At 66.6% G+C, this 17759-nt stretch carries 13 protein-coding genes, 1 tRNA gene, 2 rRNA genes and 1 pseudogene; 5 read left to right on the forward strand and 12 right to left on the reverse strand.

Annotated features, from left to right (window positions below; genetic code table 11):
- The 4 genes from NDI86_RS09420 to NDI86_RS09435 all read right to left on the reverse strand — a co-directional run.
- A 23S ribosomal RNA gene (locus tag NDI86_RS09420) occupies nucleotides 1-385 on the reverse strand; the annotation flags it as partial.
- Nucleotides 386-588: 203 nt separating this feature from the next.
- Nucleotides 589-660, reverse strand: a tRNA-Ala gene (locus tag NDI86_RS09425).
- A 105-nt stretch (nucleotides 661-765) separates the two neighbouring features.
- A 16S ribosomal RNA gene (locus NDI86_RS09430) occupies nucleotides 766-2236 on the reverse strand.
- A gap of 726 nt (nucleotides 2237-2962) precedes the next feature.
- Nucleotides 2963-3271 (reverse strand): non-histone chromosomal MC1 family protein, encoded by a 309-nt coding sequence (locus NDI86_RS09435; RefSeq protein ID WP_220588064.1) that lies wholly within the window; start codon nucleotides 3269-3271, stop codon nucleotides 2963-2965.
- A 229-nt stretch (nucleotides 3272-3500) separates the two neighbouring features.
- On the opposite strand from NDI86_RS09435, the gene NDI86_RS09440 reads away from it, so the two are divergent.
- Nucleotides 3501-3698 (forward strand): hypothetical protein, encoded by a 198-nt coding sequence (locus NDI86_RS09440; RefSeq protein ID WP_004516407.1) that lies wholly within the window; start codon nucleotides 3501-3503, stop codon nucleotides 3696-3698.
- A 51-nt stretch (nucleotides 3699-3749) separates the two neighbouring features.
- On the forward strand, nucleotides 3750-4802 hold the full coding sequence (locus NDI86_RS09445) for a quinone-dependent dihydroorotate dehydrogenase (RefSeq protein WP_310900175.1): 1053 nt from the start codon (nucleotides 3750-3752) through the stop codon (nucleotides 4800-4802).
- Here NDI86_RS09445 and NDI86_RS09450 read toward each other — a convergent pair whose 3' ends face one another.
- Nucleotides 4803-5006: a hypothetical protein gene (locus NDI86_RS09450; protein ID WP_310900176.1), complete on the reverse strand. Its 204-nt coding sequence runs from the start codon at nucleotides 5004-5006 to the stop codon at nucleotides 4803-4805.
- A 144-nt stretch (nucleotides 5007-5150) separates the two neighbouring features.
- On the opposite strand from NDI86_RS09450, the gene NDI86_RS09455 reads away from it, so the two are divergent.
- Nucleotides 5151-5627 carry an RDD family protein gene (locus NDI86_RS09455; RefSeq protein WP_310900177.1) on the forward strand — a complete coding sequence of 159 codons (477 nt, stop codon included), beginning with the start codon at nucleotides 5151-5153 and terminating at the stop codon, nucleotides 5625-5627.
- 18 nt (nucleotides 5628-5645) lie between these two features.
- Here the strand turns inward: NDI86_RS09455 and pheT are convergent, their stop codons facing one another.
- Both pheT and pheS read right to left on the reverse strand, forming a co-directional pair.
- Nucleotides 5646-7397, reverse strand: a complete 1752-nt coding sequence (gene pheT / locus NDI86_RS09460; RefSeq protein WP_310900178.1) for a phenylalanine--tRNA ligase subunit beta — start codon at nucleotides 7395-7397, stop codon at nucleotides 5646-5648.
- Nucleotides 7397-8908, reverse strand: a complete 1512-nt coding sequence (pheS, locus tag NDI86_RS09465) for a phenylalanine--tRNA ligase subunit alpha (protein WP_310900179.1) — start codon at nucleotides 8906-8908, stop codon at nucleotides 7397-7399. The genes pheT and pheS overlap by 1 nt, the downstream gene beginning before the upstream one ends.
- A 329-nt stretch (nucleotides 8909-9237) precedes the next feature.
- Between pheS and NDI86_RS09470 the strand changes: the two genes are divergently transcribed.
- Complete coding sequence (locus NDI86_RS09470; protein WP_310900180.1) at nucleotides 9238-10101, forward strand: sugar phosphate isomerase/epimerase family protein; 864 nt, start codon at nucleotides 9238-9240, stop codon at nucleotides 10099-10101.
- A gap of 25 nt (nucleotides 10102-10126) precedes the next feature.
- Here the strand turns inward: NDI86_RS09470 and NDI86_RS09475 are convergent, their stop codons facing one another.
- The 3 genes and pseudogenes from NDI86_RS09475 to NDI86_RS09485 form a co-directional block, all read right to left on the reverse strand.
- Nucleotides 10127-11746, reverse strand: coding sequence for a tryptophan--tRNA ligase (locus NDI86_RS09475; RefSeq protein ID WP_310900181.1), 1620 nt, complete (start codon nucleotides 11744-11746; stop codon nucleotides 10127-10129).
- 457 nt (nucleotides 11747-12203) lie between these two features.
- Nucleotides 12204-13250 (reverse strand): tRNA-intron lyase, encoded by a 1047-nt coding sequence (gene endA / locus NDI86_RS09480; RefSeq protein ID WP_310900182.1) that lies wholly within the window; start codon nucleotides 13248-13250, stop codon nucleotides 12204-12206.
- 60 nt (nucleotides 13251-13310) lie between these two features.
- Nucleotides 13311-14033, reverse strand: a pseudogene (locus NDI86_RS09485) (PDDEXK family nuclease).
- Nucleotides 14034-14129: 96 nt separating this feature from the next.
- Between NDI86_RS09485 and NDI86_RS09490 the strand changes: the two are divergent.
- Nucleotides 14130-14780 (forward strand): HAD family hydrolase, encoded by a 651-nt coding sequence (locus tag NDI86_RS09490; RefSeq protein WP_310900183.1) that lies wholly within the window; start codon nucleotides 14130-14132, stop codon nucleotides 14778-14780.
- 35 nt (nucleotides 14781-14815) lie between these two features.
- Here the strand turns inward: NDI86_RS09490 and NDI86_RS09495 are convergent, their stop codons facing one another.
- Nucleotides 14816-15073: a DUF8028 family protein gene (locus NDI86_RS09495; protein ID WP_310900184.1), complete on the reverse strand. Its 258-nt coding sequence runs from the start codon at nucleotides 15071-15073 to the stop codon at nucleotides 14816-14818.
- Nucleotides 15074-15300: 227 nt separating this feature from the next.
- Nucleotides 15301-17670: a DEAD/DEAH box helicase gene (locus NDI86_RS09500; RefSeq protein WP_310900661.1), complete on the reverse strand. Its 2370-nt coding sequence runs from the start codon at nucleotides 17668-17670 to the stop codon at nucleotides 15301-15303.
- Between the last annotated feature and the right edge of the window lie 89 nt (nucleotides 17671-17759).

Genomic DNA, 17759 nt, shown 5'->3' on the forward strand with positions numbered 1-17759 from the left:
CTCTGGAACAGATGCACAGCGTACTGACCTCACGTACGGGGTTGTCACCCTGTATCACGCCCTGTTCCAAGGGACTTCTGTGAGATGGTCCGCTGCTGAGAATCTGCCCGAACACCACATTGGTCGTGGGACCTTCGGTTTGGGCTGTATCGCGTTCACTCGCGGTTACTGACGACATCACGTTGCGTTTTCTTTTCCACCCGATACTGAGATGTTTCAGTTCTCGGGGTTACTCATTGCGCGAAGCAATTGCTGTGGGGATTCCCATTCGGAGATCCTGAGTTCTTAGCCTCCGTGCGGCTCCCTCAGGCTTTTCGCAGCTTGGCACGTCCTTCTTCAGCTCTCGAGCCGAGCAATCCACCAGCTGGCATAGTAGCCAACGTCGTTGTGACTCGCTAAACTGAACGAGTCCAGTGGACGCCTGGATCGCACGTACACACGGTTTCATACTCGCCCCCAAGGTGGTAGATGGTGGGCGAATCGACCCTTCCCACCCTCGGTTTGACCCGGGATGGTGCATCTGTCGTCGTACCAGATTCGAACGCCGTCCCACACTTAAGGGGCACGGTTCGGGGCTGGCACGTCGTATGGACCCACTGGGATTTGAACCCAGGGCTTCCTCCTTGCAAAGGAGGTGCTCTGCCGCTGAGCTATGGGCCCGGCAGATCCGCAGGTGTGAGCCCTGATAGTTCATAGGTGCCCGGTCGGTGAGTAGTTCTCGAACACCCATAGGTGGGTTGGGGCAGAGCCCCAATCCCGATCAGTAGGAGGTGATCCAGCCACAGATTCCTCTACGGCTACCTTGTTACGACTTAAGCCCCCTTGCGGAGCCCAGATTCGACCATCGCATGATGGCCTCATCCGGACCCCACTCGGGTGCTTTGACGGGCGGTGTGTGCAAGGAGCAGGGACGTATTCACCGCGCGCTTCTGACACGCGATTACTACCGAATCCAGCTTCATGCGGGCGAGTTTCAGCCCGCAATCCGAACTACGACCGCGTTTAGAGATTAGCTTCGCCTCTCGGCGTGGCATCCCTCTGTCACGGCCATTGTAGCCCGCGTGTTGCCCGGTCCATTCGGGGCATACTGACCTACCGTTGCCCGTTCCTTCCTCCATTTTAGCAATGGCAGTCCTCCTAGTGTACCCAACTACCTCAAGGGTATTGCTGGCAACTAGAAGTGCGGGTCTCGCTCGTTGCCTGACTTAACAGGACGCCTCACGGTACGAGCTGACGGCGGCCATGCACCTCCTCTCAGCAGCTCGAGTAAGCTCGTCAAGCTGACTGTCGTTACTGCTGTCGGGACCGGTGAGATGTCCGGCGTTGAGTCCAATTAAACCGCAGGCTCCTCCGGTTGTGGTGCTCCCCCGCCAATTCCTTTAAGTTTCATCCTTGCGGACGTACTTCCCAGGCGGCTCGCTTCTCGGCTTCCCTATGGCGCAGCGCAGGCTCGTAGCCTACGGCACACCTAGCGAGCATCGTTTACAGCTAGGACTACCCGGGTATCTAATCCGGTTCGAGACCCTAGCTTTCGTCCCTCACTGTCGGGTCCATCCTCCTGAGGTGGTTTCCCCATTGGTGGTCCGTCCAGGATTACGGGATTTCACTCCTACCCCGGACGTACCCCTCAGGTCTTCTGGCCCCAAGCCGAACAGTTTCCACCGGACGCCCACGCGTTGAGCGCGTGGATTTCCCAATGGACTTGCCCGGCCAGCTACGGACGCTTTAGGCCCAATAATATCGGTCATCACTCGTGCTGCCGGTATTACCGCGGCGGCTGGCACCGGTCTTGCCCAGCACTTGTTCCTGTACCTCCCTACGGTACAGAAAAGCGAGGACTATATGCCCTCGCACTCGGAGTCCCCTTATCGCACTGTCGTGCAGTGTAAAGGTTTCGCGCCTGCTGCGCCCCGTAGGGCCCGGTATCTTGTCTCAGATACCGTCTCCAGGCTCTTGCTCTCACAACCTGTACCGATTATTGGCATGGTGGGCCGTTACCCCACCATCTACCTAATCGGCCGCAGCCACATCCTATGGCGCCGGGGCGTTTCTCACTCTCGGCACTCCAGCGTGAGAGTGGTATCAGGGATTAGCCTCAGTTTCCCGAGGTTGTCCCTGTCCATAGGGTAGTTTGGCCACGTGTTACTGAGCTATATGCCGCGGGTCTAAACCCGCGCGACTAGCATGGCTAAATCGGACTCCAATAGCAATGACCTCCGGCAGGATCAACCGGAATGTTCCCCGACGAAGTCGGGGGGTTAGGCGGGTCACACTCGGATGAGTGTGGTCGCTATCGAAGGGTGTTCGAGGACACTCGCCGACCGAGTGTCACCGAACTATCAGGGCTCACATCAGATCCCATCTTGACGGCGGACCGCAGGGGTGGAATCCTCATTTCTCCGGACCTGCATGTTATCCCGAAGCCATCTTAAAGGCTTCGAGTTCCGTTGGCGAGTTGCCTCGCCGCAGTGTGTTGGTCGGGTTTCGTTGGCCCCGACCGGGCCTCGTTCGCGTTCAATCCGAGTGCCCTGTTACACTTAAGGGCATCGGAGTTCGTTCGCGTCGAACCGCACGACGCGAGCGACCTTCGCGTTCCATCCGAACACCCTGTTACACTTAAGGGCGTCGGTTGGGATGAGGCCCGACCGGGGGAGCGTCGCCCCGACCTCGTTCGCATTAGACTCGATGGGAGTGGCATACTTAACCCCGTCGGACCACGGACGCTTCGGCAGGCGATTACACGGGGCAGTGACTCTCATACGATAGACAGAGACACGGTATGTGACACAGGTATCTGGAGTGGTTGGGGGCCAACCGGTTCACGATTCCCGTGTGCGCGCGCTCACGCGCGGAACCGAAAATCGAGCGGGCAGTAGATGGTCCGGCAGGTGAGCGAGCGAAAACCCGGCGAGCAGGCTCACGTCCGGAACGGACTGGCCCCAAAAAGTTCGTGCCGAGGGAACTAGATGTCGTCGAGGTGTTCGACACCCTCTTTCGAGACGTTCCCCTTCGTGATGTCGCCCGGCATCCAGTCCGGCTTGTCGTCGGGCGCTGTTTCGACCCAGGCCCACGCCTCGTAGATGTGGACTTTGTGGGTGCCTTTCTCCCGGAGCCGTATCTCCTGTCGGTCGGCCTCGTCCTCGCTGTCGGCCGGGTCGAGCCGCCGGGCGGCCTTCAACGCAGCCTGCCGGGGTGTTCCGCCTGAGAAGACGCTCGATTCGTCACCATCCTCACGGAGCGCAAAGTTGCGCTTGTCGCTGTCGCGTGCCATGGTTTTCTCCGCTCCATGTCAATGCAAAACATGGCACAACATAAATATACCCCCCGATTTAGGGGGTCTGACGGCGTATCTTTATATACCCCGAGTGGAGACAGGCTGTATTCAGCAGAAATCCGGCGGGAAGCGATGCCCCGACATCGCGTGCGCACTCGGCCCACCGGAATCGCCGCACGGTAGACTTAAGTGCATCCTACGGCGATGCACGGAATAGGATAGCGCGATGGTGCGAAAGAAGAAGCTTAGCCCGAGTGGCGCCAAAGATGAGGACGGCGAGTACCACAACGTACATATCAACATCCACGAAGACGAGCTCGCCGTCGCCGGCATGGAGATCGGCGACGAGGTGTTCGTTCGGGTGCGTGACAACAAGATCATTATTCAAAAAGCCGACCCCGAAGAGGTCGAACACGATTTCTGACGTGCTGTCGCATGCTCCCGGCGGCCGCCGGGGGAGGATTCGAAGCCCCGCATGAGACTCTACGATATCGCAAGACCGGTGCTGTTCTCGCTCCCGGCCGAGACGGCCCACGGGAGCGTCCACACACTTCTGGAGACGGTACAGGGGACGCCGATAGCGGCCGCGATGGCCCGCCGATACACCGTCTCCGACGACCGCCTCGCCACCGAGGCGTTCGGTCAGGACTTTTCCAACCCCGTCGGCGTCGCCGCGGGCTTTGACAAGAACGGGACGGTACCGAACGCCTTAGCCGCGCTGGGCTTTGGCTTCGCCGAGGTCGGCGGCGTCACGGCCGAGCCCCAGGCCGGCAACGCCCGCCCCAGGATGTTCCGCCTGCGCGAGGACGGCGGCCTCGTCAACCGGATGGGGCTGAACAACGAGGGCGGGGCCGCCGTCGGCGAGCGACTATCGAGTACGGACGCCCCGTTCCCGCTGGGCGTCAACATCGCCAAGAGCGAACACGTCGGCACCGACGCGGCGCCGGCCGACTACCGCGAGACCTACGAACAGGTCGCCGCGGGCGGTGACTTCTTCGTCGTCAACGTCTCCTGTCCCAACTCACAGGGGTTCGAGGAACTCCAGAACCGGGCGGCGATGACGGCCATCTTCGAGGAACTGCAGGCCGCCGGCGCCGCCCCGCTCTTAGTCAAGCTCTCGCCGGACCTCCCCGACCCCGCCGTCGAGGACGCGCTGGAACTCGTGACCGAACTCGACCTCGACGGTGTCGTCGCCACCAATACGACGACGGAGCGTCCCGAGGGGCTGCGCTCGCCAAACGCCAGCGAGACGGGCGGGCTCTCGGGCAGGCCAATCGAGGGCAGGGCGACGGAGATGGTCCGGTTCGTGGCCGAGCGCGTCGACGTCCCCGTCGTCGGCGTCGGCGGCGTCGCCTCGGCCGAGAGCGCCTACCGGAAGATACGGGCCGGCGCCTCGCTCGTCCAACTCTACACCGGCCTGGTCTACGAGGGCCCCTCGCTCGCCCGCGACATCAACGCTGGGCTGTGTGACCTGCTGGAGCGGGACGGCTTCGACAGTATCGACGAGGCCGTCGGCGCGGACCTGTAGCTACCGACACTCTTCTATCGGAATCGCGGCCCGGATGTCCGCCGAGAGCCACGCCGTCGGGCTGGGGCCCGTGATAGTGAGCACCGAGGGCGCGTCGGGGTAGTCGACGACCCAGTCCAGGTCGAACCACGGATACGTCTCACAGGCCGGGTTGCCGTAGCGGTCCGGGTTGCCACAGTCGGAGTGTCTATCGCTGACTGCCATTGTCCCTCTGTGTGCTAGTACGTGTCACAGGCGGAAGAACACCACGTAACGGGCCGGTAAGTCGGTTACTGCGACGTTACGCCGACCGGTTTCGATGTCACACGCGCAGCGAACGTTGAAGGAAGCGCTCCGAGAACGGGTGGTATGGCCGACGCGCCCCGAACCCTCTACATCGCCGCCTGGGACGACCGCTTTCTCGCGTGGCTCGTCGACGTCGTCCTCGTCGGTGCGATAGTCGCCAGCATCGCCACGGCCACCGGCCTGCGCTCGGCGGTTTTCGACCCCATCACGTACGCGCCGCCGACCGTCGGCGGCAACGGACTCGCGCTGTTCGTCTACTGGACCGCACTGGAGGGGTATCAGGGCCAGTCTGCGGGCAAACTCGTCGTTGACGTCGCCGTCACGGACGAACGCGGCGACCCCATCGGCTACGGGACCGCCGCCGTCGAGAGCTTCGGCAAGGCGTTCCTGCTGCCACTCGACGTCATCATCGGCGTCTTGGCCTACGAGGAAGAGGGACTGCGGCTGTTCAACAAGCTCTCCTCGACCATCGTCGTCGAGACGGCCGACACGGAGACACAGCCCGAGGGCGTCGAGTACGTCTATCCGAGCGAGAAGTGACGGAAGGGCGTACCGAGCTTACTCTAGCGCGTCCAGTCGGAACTCGAAGGCCGCCACCGGCAGTTCCAGGTCGTGCTCGACGAGTACCTTCGGATGGACTTCGCCGACGACGCCGACCGTCTCGCCGTCCAGCACGATATCGGCCGCGCGCCCGCCGATGAACGTCGGGTGGTCCGTGGCCGGCGTCTCCAGGTCCGTCCCGAACGCCTCGGCGATGGCCTGCAGGCGGGCCTTCGCGTCCTCGTAGGAGGCGTCGGTGCGGGCGAGCACGCCGGCGACGGTGCGGTGTTCGCTGACGCCGGTGTTCTGGGACGCGTCCAGTCCGGCCGCGAGGCCGATTTCCGCGAGGTCCTGCGGGTAGCGCCGGTGGGTGTTGTTCTCTAAGACCATCATGAGCGAGGGGAGCGCCCACGTCCGGAGGATAGTGTAGTCCTCGCTGTAGGGCTCCTGGATGGTGACCGGGTCCGCGAGGCCGACGGGGGAATCGTCGGTGTCCGACGCACCTGGCTCGGGGAGCGCCATCCGCTCGAAGTTCTCTTCCTCGTTGGTCATGTGGAAGTTCAGCAGGTCCTCGAAGCCCAGGCCGACGAGCGTGTCGCGGGCGGCGTCCTCGAGTACCGACCGCTCGTGGCGGCCGCCGACGGTCGAGACGTCGGGGTAGGTCGGTTCTAAGCTGTTGAACCCGAGCGCCCGGCCGATGTCGTCGACGATGTCCAGCGGGTGGATGACGTCGACCCGGTAGGGCGGTATCTCGACCTCGAAGGCGGCGCCGTCGTCGGTGACGACGCGGTCGGCGTTCAGGCCGGCGCGCTCGGCGTAGTCGATTATCTGCTCAGGCGCTAAGTCGACGCCGAGCAGCGACTCGATGCGGTCCTGCGTGACGGTCTTCGTTCGGGTTTCGAAGTCGGGCCGGGAGAGCGTGCGGCCGGCGTACTCGCCGGGCGCGTCGTCGGCGTACTCCACGTCGACCCGTTCGACGGTGCCGCCCCGCGCTTCGAGCGCGTAACAGACAATCGAACACATGTGGTCGATGGTCCACTGGTCGGTGCCGGTCATCTCGATGAACAGGTCGCGGGAGTCCTCGGAGACCTCCGTCCGGCGGCCGTTGATGACCGGCGGGAACGAGAACAGCCCGATGGCGTCGTAGATGGCGGGCACCTTCTCGAAGTCGGCCACGAGGTCGCCGTACTTCCGTCCGGTGTCATGGTGCTCGATGACCTCGCCGGGCGTCATCTCGGCGTCGCTGTCCAGCGGGACGAAGGTGGCTTCGTCCGGGTCGACGCTCGTGTAGGTGATCGACTTGCCCGTCCCCTCGGTGGCGGCCTCCCCTTTCAGCATCGTCAGGTCGTGGACCCCGATAGCGCCCTTCGCGCGCTTGCGGCCCATCGTCGCGTGGAGCTTCTCCTGGACCTGAATCAGCGACTCCAGGGCGCCCTCGCTCATGTCCAGCCCGCGGACGACGGCGCCGGTGACGTACGGACGCTCCGGGGGCTGGTCCTCCACCTCGATGGTCCACTCGGCGCTGTTCGTGTTGGGGACGTAGACGCCCCGGTCGTCGCCGTAGTGGTAGCGCAGCGAGCGGGCCACACCCTCGACTGAGAGGCGGTCGAGCCGGTCGGGCGCGAACTCGAGTTGGAACTCGTCGTCCTCGGTCCAGCCCTCGAACTCCAGGCCGAGGTCGAACAGGTCGGACTTGAGTTCGTCGTCGTCCTTCTCGTCGTGACCGGTCAGATAACGAAGCTCCTCGGGGTCGACGTCGACGACTGGCATCAGTGAAGCACCTCCGTGGTCCGCAGCAGTTCGAGGTCACACAGCGTCCCGTGGACGTCGCGGATGTCCTCGAAGCCGTACATCAGCATGAGCAGCCGCTCCAGCGAGAGCCCCCACGCCATCACGTCACAGTCGACGCCCAGCGGCGAGAGCACCTCCTCGCGGAAGATACCGGAGTTGCCGACCTCGACGACCTCGCCGGTCTCCGGGTGGGTGCCAAAGAGCTCGAAGCTGGGCTCCGTGTAGGGGTTGTAGTGGGGCTTGAACTCCAGGTCGGTGATGCCGAACTGCTCGTAGAACTCCGTGAAGGTGCCCATCAGGTCGCGCACGGAGAGGTCCTCGGCCATGACCCACCCCTCTATCTGGAAGAACTCCAGCAAGTGCGTCGGGTCGAGCGTGTCGTTACGATACACCTTCTCGACGCTGAAGAAGCGTTTCGGTGGCTCCAACTCGCCGATTTCGTGGCCCGAGAGGTATCGCATCGACAGCGACGTGGTGTGGCCCCGCAGGTCCAGGCCGCGGGCCACGTCCTCTTCCCACGGCGAGTGGTACCCCTCGCCGTCGGGGCCGACACCCTCCTTGTGCGCCGAGCGGACCCGTTCGACGAGGTCCTCTGGAAGTTCGTCGATTTCGTCCGGCCGCGACAGCGCGAACTGGTCCCAGTGGGTGCGCGCGGGGTGGTCCTGGGGCATGAACAGGCAGTCGTTTATCCAGAACTGCGCGTCGACGTGGGGACCTTCCATCTCCTGGAACCCCATGCCCACGAGGGTATCTTTGACCCGGTTGGCGGTCTGGCGGAGGATGTGTTCCTTGCCGTGGGGCACGTCCTCGGCGTCGGCCGCGACGTTGTACTCGGTGAACTCGACGTCCGCCCACTCGCCGCTCGTGAGCATCTCGGGGGTGAGCTGGTCGACGGTCTCGGCGGCCTCGACACCGCCCATCAGCGCGGTGACGCCGTCGTCGGTGAGCCGGACCGAGCGGACGGTCTCCTCACTGACCTCGACGAGCCCGCGCCGCTCCAGTTGCGAGAGCGCGTCGGCGTCTGCCTCCCCGAGGCGGTCGTCGGCGACGGCTTCGAGCGCGTACATCTCCGGGTCGGAGCCGGTGTCGGCGTCGGGGTCGGCGGTTATCTCGCCGCTGTCTATCTCGCCGTAGCCTTTGCGGGCGTAGTTCGACAGCGCGATGTCGACGGCCGCACCCTCTAGCCCGGACGCCCCGATGACCTGCCCCATCGGGACGGGGGCCTCGTCGGCGCCGGCCTCGACGGCGGCCTCGGAGAGGTCCTGCTCGGGCAGGCTCTCGAAGACGTACTGCGTGCCCTCGTCGGTCAGCGTGTAGTGTTCGAGCGTCTCCTCGGCGACGGTCAGCAGGCCGTCGTCTTCGAGTTCGAAGGCGGCCCGGGTCGCGGTTTCGGGTTTCAGCCCGGCCTCGTCGGCCACCTCGTCGATACGTCTGTCCTCGGTCGCGTCGGCGGCCTGCAGGACGGCCACCTGTGCGGCTGGTCGTTTCATGTGGATGTCTCGGTCGTTGTGGGGAGTACCGCGGGTCGCTCAGTTAACGGTTCTCACTTCCCTGCGGGCGGTTTCGTCGGCCCGGGCGTCTCCGCCGTGGCCGACTCCACCGCCCTCAGGGGGCGAAAAAGAACCCGAATCCCGGAGCGGGTGCTGGCTGGCGCGCGACGCCGGCAGGGTGGGACTCGGCTGCCATGTGCGAACAGTTGTGACACCGTGACAAAAGCGTTCTGGACCGGTACGGCGGTCGTCGTGACACTGGTCGGACCCATCCGGACCCGTACGCGGGCCGGGACTATACCAGGCGGGCCCGCGTAGGGTCGGCACCGATGACCACCGACGGCCCCGAACTCCTGGCGTCTTACTGGCTGCACGCGGGCGACACAGCCCCGGCGGTCGGCCGCGAGTGGAGCGCCTGGGACTTCGAGACGCGCGTGCAGAGACTGGCCGAGGTCGGTTTCACGGGTATCGGCCTCACGCACACGGAGCTCCGGCACCGCCTGACAGAACACGGCGAGACGCTCGCAGACCTCCGCTCCGTGCTGGACCGCCACGGCCTGACCCACGTGGAACTGGAGATTCTAAACGCCTGGCTCCTCCCGCGAGCGGACGAGCGGCGCGAGCGCGAACGAGAGACCCGCGAGTTCCTGCTTTCGGCCGCCGAGACGCTGGACGCGGCCCACCTCAAGGTGGGGAACTTCGACGGCCACCGCGTCCCACTCGCGGACGCCGCCGCCCGGTTCCGGACCCTCTGTGAGCGGGCCGCGGCCGTCGACACCGCGGTGGGGTTCGAGCCCAGCCCGGTCGACCCGAACGTCGACTCGCTGGACGACGCGCTGGCGGTCGTCGAAGGGGCCGCAAACGGCGGCCTCCTACTCGACAGCTGGCACCTGGCGAAGCTGGGGGTCCCCACCGAGCGGCTACGGGACCTCGACGCCAGCGATATCGTCGCGGCGGAACTCGCGGACGGCCGCTACGACACGGACGTCGAGACGGCCACCGAGATGGTCGACCACCGGGAGCTCCCCGGCGACGGGGAGTTCGACCTCGACGGGTTCGTCTCGGCGCTCCGGCGGGCCGGCTACGCGGGCCCGTGGGGCCACGAAATCCTCTCGGCGGAGTACCGGCAACGTCCGATGGAACAGGCCTACCGGCAGGCGTACGAGACGGCGATGGCGGTGCTGCGGCGATAGCTCCTCGCGCGCCGGACAAGTCCGCTCACTCGCGCTTCCGGTGGGAGTCGAAGTCGATGTCCAGCTCGTCGAGCTTCTCCTCCCACTCGGCGCGTTTCTCCTGGTGGTCTTCGAGGAACGCTTCCATCAGCTCCGCGGCCTGTTCCTTGCAGCCGCCACAGAGTCGCTCGCCGCCGACACACTCCTCGTACACTTCTTCGGCGAACTCGTCGTCGTCGCCCGAGAGGAGGTAGGCGTAGAGTTCGTACACCGGACACTCGTCGGCCTTCCCACCCTTCTCGCGCTGTTCCTCGGCGGTGGCGCGGCCGCCGGTGGTGGCGGATTTCACCTTGTCGTAGCCCTCGGCGGGGTCGTCGAGCAGTGAGATGTGCGAGGCCGGAATCGAGGAGGACATCTTCCCGCCGGTCAGCCCGGTCATGAACCGATGGTAGATAGAGGAGGGCGGCAGGAAGCCGTAGCCGCCGGTGTCCAGTTCGACCTCGCGGGCGAGTTCGTCGGCCTCGGCGTGGTCCAGGTCGAACGCGTCGACGTGCTCGTCGTAGACGCGCTTCTCGCCGGAAACGGCCTCGATGAGCGCCTCGAACGCTTCCTCGGTCGCGTTGCGGTCGAAGATGCGGGTCCGCGGGCGGATGGGCTCTTTCCCGGCGTTGTCGAGCTTCTCGACGACCGACTCGCGGGCGTCGGCGGGTGCTGGTTCCCGTTCGCGCAGGTAGTCGGCGGCCTCGACACACCGGGGCAGCTCGGGCTCGTCGGCGTAGTCCTCGCGGGCGTCGTAGGCCTGGCGCAGGAGCGTGCGTTCGACGGCGTCGGCCTCGAAACTGGCGAACGCTTCGCGGACGCCGAAGTAGCGCATCCGTGCCGCCAGATCCCGCGCCAGGCGAATGTGGGGGTCCTGGTCCGGCCCCACGGGGATGACGGTGGGCTTGGGCTCGTCGAGTTGCGGATAGAGGATGTCGGCCATCTGCGTGACGACCGACTGCATGTGCGAGACGTCGGTCTCGCCGTCGAAGTCGTAGATAGCCTGTAGCTCCGAGAAGTTCGTCTCGGCGCCGAGTTCGAACGCCAGGTCCTGTAGCTCGCGGTTGTCGGACTGGCGATACAGTTCGCCCGCCTCGGGGTCGAAGCCCAGCGCGAGCAGCGACAGGATGTAGCTGCGGGCGTGCTCGTCGATTTCGCTCCAGGAGAGCTCGCGGGCGGCGTGAGCTTCGAGGTCCGCGATGAGCGCGTAGGCGTCGGCGCCCCGCTCCTGGTGCCAGATTATCTCGTCGAACACCATCTTGTGGCCGATGTGGGGGTCGCCGGTGGGCATAAAGCCCGAGAGGGCGGCGAAGGGGTCGCCGTTGCGCATGGCCTCCGCGACCGGGCCGTAGTCCCGGTGGCCGAAGATGACGCCCCGGCGCATCAGGTAGTGGGGGTTCGGGACCTCGGGCAGCACGTCGTCGAAGCGCTCGATGCCGAACTGCTCGAACAGCTTCCGGTAGTCCGCGACCGTGGAGGAGCCCCACGGGTCAAGCACCGCCTCGTCCGCGCCGGCCGCGTCCGCGCCGCCGTCCGTGCGAACCGCTGGCTCCCGCCACGTGTCTCCCGACTGGCGGCGGTCCTCGTCGGGCGATACGTCGTCGTGGTGGGAATCGCGGTCGGTCATGGTATCACACACGGACGTGCCGTGTTAGTACACCCTTGGCTCCGGTCGGCGCAAAAAGGGTTCGCTTCTAGCGTTCTCTGGTGAGTCCGTTTCGACAGCGAGTGCTCACAGCCGGAAAGCCCCGCTAGCAACTGTAACCACGAACGAGACAGCTGACTCAAACAGCCAGAAAGCCCCGACCGGCTACACTCGGGGGCCTCGCTGCGCGCTTCGCTCGCTTCGCTCACTCCAGTGCTTGCGTCGTCCGCCTTCGTGTAGCTGGTCGCCCCTTTCAGTCCCGCCCCGTGGAACAGCCGGCCGGGCGGGACTGAAAGGGGCCGGAGGCTCGTGGAGCGAAACGACGCAAGCACCGCAGCGTAGCGAGGAGCGCAGCGAGTTGCAGCCCACGAGCCTCTGGGGGCTTTCTGGCTCTCAAGAGAGTCGTCGTGGAGAGCAGGTTCGCAAATTTCGACCGTTACTAGGGCGTCAGCCGCTCCACTTGCACCCACTCGATGCCGTCGTCCACGAGCGCGAACACCATCGTCTTGCGGACGCCGTGGGCCAGTCGCACGTCGAGTGCGAGGTCCCGCGGTTCGAAGGCGTGGTCGGCGGGCAACACCCGGACGAGCAGTTCGGAGTGACCCAGGTCGTCGACGCTCTCGACGTCGGCGTAGGTCCGGAAGTCCGCGCCGAACTTGAAGCCGGTCTTGGGGACCACGCCCGCGTCCCGAAGCGCGGCGTACACCCGCAAGCGGCGGTCGAAGCGGTCGCCCTCCACGTCGCGGCCGCGCTCGGCGATAGCGTCGGCACCGCCGTCAGCGCTTCGCGCTGACGAGGGTCGCTTCGCGTCGCTCGGCTCACCGCCGTCGACCGACAGCACGCCCTCGCGAGCCAGATACGCCGCCTCGACGAGCGAGAGCTGGACGGCGTCCTCGTCCAGCCGCTGGCCGTAGAAGGCCCGCCGGTAGAGCGGGGCGGGCGGGTCCCAGCACAGCACCCGTTCGGCCAGCAGTTCGCCCCGAACGCCGGGCACGTCGGCCGCGCTGGTCCCCTCGACGGTCCGCGTGTTCGTGTCCAGATACGTCAGTTCGCTCTCCTCGTCGACGACGGCGAGGGCACAGTCGCCAAGCGCCGCCGCGGGCACGTCGTCGCGCTCGCCGACGACCCGGACGCGGTAGGCCACCGCGTCGTCCCACGGCCCCTGCCCGCGCGGGTAGACCACGAAGTCCACGCCACCGGGCTCGTCGACCCACCCCTCGCGGGCGGGCGTGAGGTAGAAGCCGCGGTCCCGAAGGTCCTTGTAGACGAGGAAGTCGACGGCCGAGACGGCGCCGGAGGCCAGCAGTTCCCGGGTGTCCATCCCGTCGACGGCGTCGATGTCGCCGCGATAACAGAGGTGGGCCGCTTCGACCGGCGCGAGGTCGAGGTCGCCGTCGCGGACGCGCCCGTAGCCCCGCGAGTCGTAGAACCGCTCGCGGGCGCGCGAATCGGCCCGGACGACGTCGCCGTCGAGCGTGAGTTGCATACCCGTCCGTGGACCACGGAGGCTCAAATCCCCTGCGGGTCGAGTCCGAGCGGCGCCGAGCTATCGGGCCTCCTCGCACCCGCTATCGAGACACCGCCGCCCGCCGCTCGTCTCGAAGGTCGGGAGACCACAGGCACAGCTATCCACGACGACCCCCGACGGAATCGCGTAGCCGGTGTCGCAGTCGGGGTAGTGCTCACAGCCGGCGATGAGGCCGCCCCGCCGGAGGATGCGGAGGTCCCCGTCGCAGTGCTTGCAGGTCCACTCGCGGTCGAAGGCGGCCTGCACGCGCTCGTCGAGTGCCTCGCAGTCCCGGTCGATACATCACTCGATGGCCGCGCCGCGTTCGACCCGCATCGTCGGCAGGCCGCAGTCGCCACAGCGACCGCCGGTGACGACGGCGGTGGTCGGCAGCCCGTAGCTGCCACCGCAGCCGGTACAGGCCACGTCCCCGCCCGCGCGGACCAGCGTCCCCGGACAGTCCGGACAGTCGCCGACGGGGACGCCGGCCTCAGAGGCCGGGAACCGTGCGCTGCCGTGTTCCTCGTGGGCGACGACGCGGAGGAACTGCTCGCCGTCGCGGGCGGTGACGGTGCCGTCCGCGACCGCGACGCTCTCGGCCCTGGTGAGCCACGCGACGGGCTGGTAGCCCGCTGCGTCGTGGACCAGCACGGTGTTGTCGGGCTTGACCACCACCAGCACGTCGCCGCGCTGTTCGCGTTCGCGGGACCCCTCGAAGACAGTCGTACACTCGCCGGCCATCACACGCGTTCCGTCGTGCATGGGCGGCGGTGGTTCCGTCCCGGTACGTAAACCCTCGGCTCCGCAGCACCAGTGAGAACACAACAGGCAAACCGTTCGGGCGAGTGAGCGAACGTAATGAGCGACGCACCGACGGCCATCTGTTTCGACATGGACGGCGTCCTCGTCCAGTCCGAGGACCACTGGGTCACTGTTCAGCGCGAGCACATCCTGCCGACCGTCGCGCCCGACGACGACATCCCGCTGTCGGCCATCACCGGCCGGGACTACACCGAGGTGTACCCGGACTTAGACGGCGAGTACGACCTCGTCGTCACGCGCGAGGAGTACGAGCGCCTCTTCGAGGAGGCGGGCAGGGAGATATACGGCGAACACGCCACGATGCTATCGGGCGTGGACGACCTGCTTTCGGACCTCCGCGAGGCCGGGGTCGCGCTGGCACTGACCACGTCGGCGCCGTGGGACTGGATAGACGTCATCGAGGACCGCTTCGGCCTGCTGCATCACTTCGACGCCGCCGTCAGCGCCCACGACGTCGACGGGCCGGGCAAGCCCGAACCGCACATCTACGAGCGCGGCGCGAGCGAGTTGGGCGTCGAGCCGACCGACTGCTGGGCCGTGGAGGACTCTCACGCCGGCGCGAGCGCGGCCGTTGCCGCCGGGATGACGACCGTCGGCTTCCACGGCGACGGCGCGGCGACGGACCTGCCCATGGTCCACCACGAAGCGAGCGACGCCGCGGAGCTACGCGACGTGTTGCTGGGGTAAGGGGGAGTCACAGACCGCGTGAGGTCCGAGGGGAGTCAGACGCTCGCGCGGTCCGCGCGGTATCCGCGGCCCACGATGAGACCGAGGACGTTGGCGAAGAACACACCGACTAGCAGGAGGAGGCGGCTCCGTTCGTCCAGGCCGCTCAGTAGAAGCGCGAGCGAGGCGAGGGGTGCCAGGACCGCGGTCCAGAACCCGACGAACTGGACCGGGCGAACGGCCAGCGTTCGGAAGTCGACACTGTCACCGGGGAGTGCATCAGTCGGCGACCGAAACGGCGAGGCGCTGGACATTGGATTCCTCCTCACGACGGCGTATGCCCCGTCCCCCCATATAAACGGCAGACGGTTGTGGTTAATTCACACGTCGCCGGTTCGTTCGCGTGATTTTAGATGGTTTCACCGACCACGTTACGTGTCATTTAGACAGCCTCAGACACCGTTATAAATTTTATTCCGCCAGCTACGGCCGTAATCTGCCGTCGTCCGAGACGGTCGAGAGCCGGCGATAAACCCCTCGTTTAGTCGATGGTGACCGTTCGCGAGGAACGGACCGGGTCGAGTGGCCGGTCGGGAAACGTCACTTCGACGGTGAAGGTCAGTTCGTCGGCGTCGGCGCCGAAGACGGCGACGGGAAGGGTCGTCTGGCCGAGGTAGGCGGGCTTGGCCGTCATCTCCCGGCCGTTGACCGTCACGCGCAGTCCCGCGCGGGCGCCGCCGCCGTTGTTCGCGACGGTCACCTCCCGCATGTCGTGGTCGCCGGCGGCGACGGCCTCGGGGAAGTCGCCCCAGTCGACGACGACGACGGGGAGGTCGCGGGCGTTAGCCACCACCTGCTCGGCGACGCCCTCGCTGAGCCCGGCCGAGGCGACCCCGGAGACGCCCGCCCGGACGACGTCGCCCGGGCTGGACAGCCCCGCGGCGGCGAGTTTGCCGGCCCGGCCCGAGCCCACGCCGTCGATGGCGGTCAGTCCCACGGCGTCGTCGCTGACGCCGTGTTCGACGCGGGCCTCGACCCGGCAGGCCAGGTTGGCGTAGCGGCCGGGCGCGAGGTTGTCGAGGAACTCCCGCAGCGCCGCCAGCAGGCGCAAGGCGTTCTGGCGGATGACCCAGGCGTCGCTCTTGAGTTCGGTCGGCGTGGTGCCGGTCATCCCCGACCGCAGTATCGCGAGGACCTTCCGCTGGCCGGCGTCCAGGTCGTCGGAGACGGCGCTGCCCAGCACGGCGTCGACGGCGTCCTGTTCGTCCGACCGGGCGCTGACGCTGTCGAACTCCGTCGCGCCCGCGACCGTCGCGAGCAGGGCGTCGGCGCCGATTCGGTCCGCGTCGCCCTCGCTGGCGGCGGCCCCGCAGCGCTCGGCGAGGTCGGCGAAGCGCCGGGCGGTGTCGAGTCGCAGGTAGAACTTCGAGGCCAGCTGTCCGAGCCGGGTCGCCTCGACCCGCAGGCCGTCGCGCTCGACGAAGCCGTCGGCGACGAGCCGGGAGAGTTCGTTCGAGACCCGCTCGCGGAGGGCGCTACCGGCGTCGTAGGCGTCGGGCGCGGACTTCGCGCGGGCGTAGTAGAACGTCGTCTCCAGCCAGGACATCACGTCGTCGATGTCCCGGATGGTCCCCAGCGCGATTTCGGCGTTGAGGTGGGCGTCCAGTTCCCCGGCCAGCCGGGACTCTATCTCCTTGCCGTCCCGGAGCAGTCGCCGGTACTTGTCGGCCTCGGACCGGTCACAGACGACCCAGGCGTAGCCCAGGTCGTCGTAGCCCGGCCGGCCCGCCCGGCCGAGCATCTGGAGGACGTCGAGGGGACTCATGTCCACCTCGCCCTCCAGCGGGTCGTGCAGTTTCGTATCGCGGATGACGACACAGCGGGCCGGGAGGTTCACGCCCCACGCCAGCGTCGAGGTCGAAAAGAGGAGCTGAATCTTCCCCTCCTTGAACCACTGCTCGACGCGGTTCTTGTCCTCGCGGGCGAGGCCGGCGTGGTGAAAGCCCACGCCGTCCAGCACCGACTGCCGAAGCGTGTCGTTTGAGAGGTCGGCGGCGTCGTTGTGGAAGTCGTAGTCGCCGCGCGCGCCCATCGGGATGTCCCGCTCGGTGAGTTCGTCGCGGGCTTTCTTGGCGGCCTGGACAGTGTCCTGCCGGGAGGAGACGAAGACGAGCGACTGGCCCTCGTCGCGGATGTGTGGCTCGGCTAAATCGAGCGCCCGATACAGTCGGCGGTACTTGTCGGCGAAGGCGTTCTCGCCGTGGCTGTAGGTCTTCACGTCGGCGTTCAGCGGGACGGGGCGGTACTCCTCGCCGAAGGCGAAGGTCGTCTCTTCTGGAGCGTCCAGCCAGTCGGCCACGTCGTCGACGTTGGGCATCGTCGCCGACAGCGCGACGACGCGGGGGTCACAGAGCCGCCGGAGTCTGGAGACCGTCACCTCAAGCACCGCGCCCCGCCTATCGGAGTCCAGCAGGTGGACCTCGTCGATGACACAGCAGTCCACGTCCGTGATGAAGGAGTAGCGAGCCGTCTCGTGTTTCCGCGTCGCCGAGTCGGCTTTCTCGGGGGTCATCACGAGGATGTCGGCGCGTTCGGCCCGCCGCGGCGAGAGGTCCCGTTCGCCGGTGACGACGTACACCGAGTAGCCCAGCGCCTCGAAGCGCTCCCACTCGCTTTCCTTCTCGTTGGTGAGCGCCCGCAGCGGCGCGAGAAAGAGCGCGGTCCCGCCCTCGCGGAGCGTCTCGCAGATGGCCAGTTCCGCCAGGGCGGTCTTGCCGCTGGCCGTGGGCGCGCTGACGACGACGTTGTCCTCGCGCTTGAGCAGGGCGGGCAGCGCCGCCGACTGCATCTCGTTGAACCGCTCGAAGGGGAAGGCGTCGGCGAACTCGGGCAGCACCTCGTCGACCGCCACCGTCGGCTCGCTGTCGGCTCGGCTTGGCACGTGGGAGTGGCGGCACCGCGACGCCAAAGGCGTTTCTATGGCGGAGTGGAAGTGGTCGA

It is taken from the genome of Haloarcula onubensis (assembly GCF_031624605.1).
Taxonomy (GTDB): Archaea; Halobacteriota; Halobacteria; order Halobacteriales; family Haloarculaceae; genus Haloarcula; species Haloarcula onubensis.

Coding starts and splice junctions, on each gene's coding strand:
- NDI86_RS09470 (WP_310900180.1), top strand. CDS start 9,238: ATGACCACCGACGGCCCCGAACTCCTGGCGTCTTACTGGCTGCACGCG.
- pheS (WP_310900179.1), bottom strand. CDS start 8,908: ATGAAACGACCAGCCGCACAGGTGGCCGTCCTGCAGGCCGCCGACGCG.
- NDI86_RS09475 (WP_310900181.1), bottom strand. CDS start 11,746: ATGACCGACCGCGATTCCCACCACGACGACGTATCGCCCGACGAGGAC.
- NDI86_RS09490 (WP_310900183.1), top strand. CDS start 14,130: ATGAGCGACGCACCGACGGCCATCTGTTTCGACATGGACGGCGTCCTC.
- NDI86_RS09445 (WP_310900175.1), top strand. CDS start 3,750: ATGAGACTCTACGATATCGCAAGACCGGTGCTGTTCTCGCTCCCGGCC.
- NDI86_RS09455 (WP_310900177.1), top strand. CDS start 5,151: ATGGCCGACGCGCCCCGAACCCTCTACATCGCCGCCTGGGACGACCGC.
- pheT (WP_310900178.1), bottom strand. CDS start 7,397: ATGCCAGTCGTCGACGTCGACCCCGAGGAGCTTCGTTATCTGACCGGT.
- NDI86_RS09435 (WP_220588064.1), bottom strand. CDS start 3,271: ATGGCACGCGACAGCGACAAGCGCAACTTTGCGCTCCGTGAGGATGGT.
- NDI86_RS09440 (WP_004516407.1), top strand. CDS start 3,501: ATGGTGCGAAAGAAGAAGCTTAGCCCGAGTGGCGCCAAAGATGAGGAC.
- NDI86_RS09495 (WP_310900184.1), bottom strand. CDS start 15,073: ATGTCCAGCGCCTCGCCGTTTCGGTCGCCGACTGATGCACTCCCCGGT.
- NDI86_RS09450 (WP_310900176.1), bottom strand. CDS start 5,006: ATGGCAGTCAGCGATAGACACTCCGACTGTGGCAACCCGGACCGCTAC.
- endA (WP_310900182.1), bottom strand. CDS start 13,250: ATGCAACTCACGCTCGACGGCGACGTCGTCCGGGCCGATTCGCGCGCC.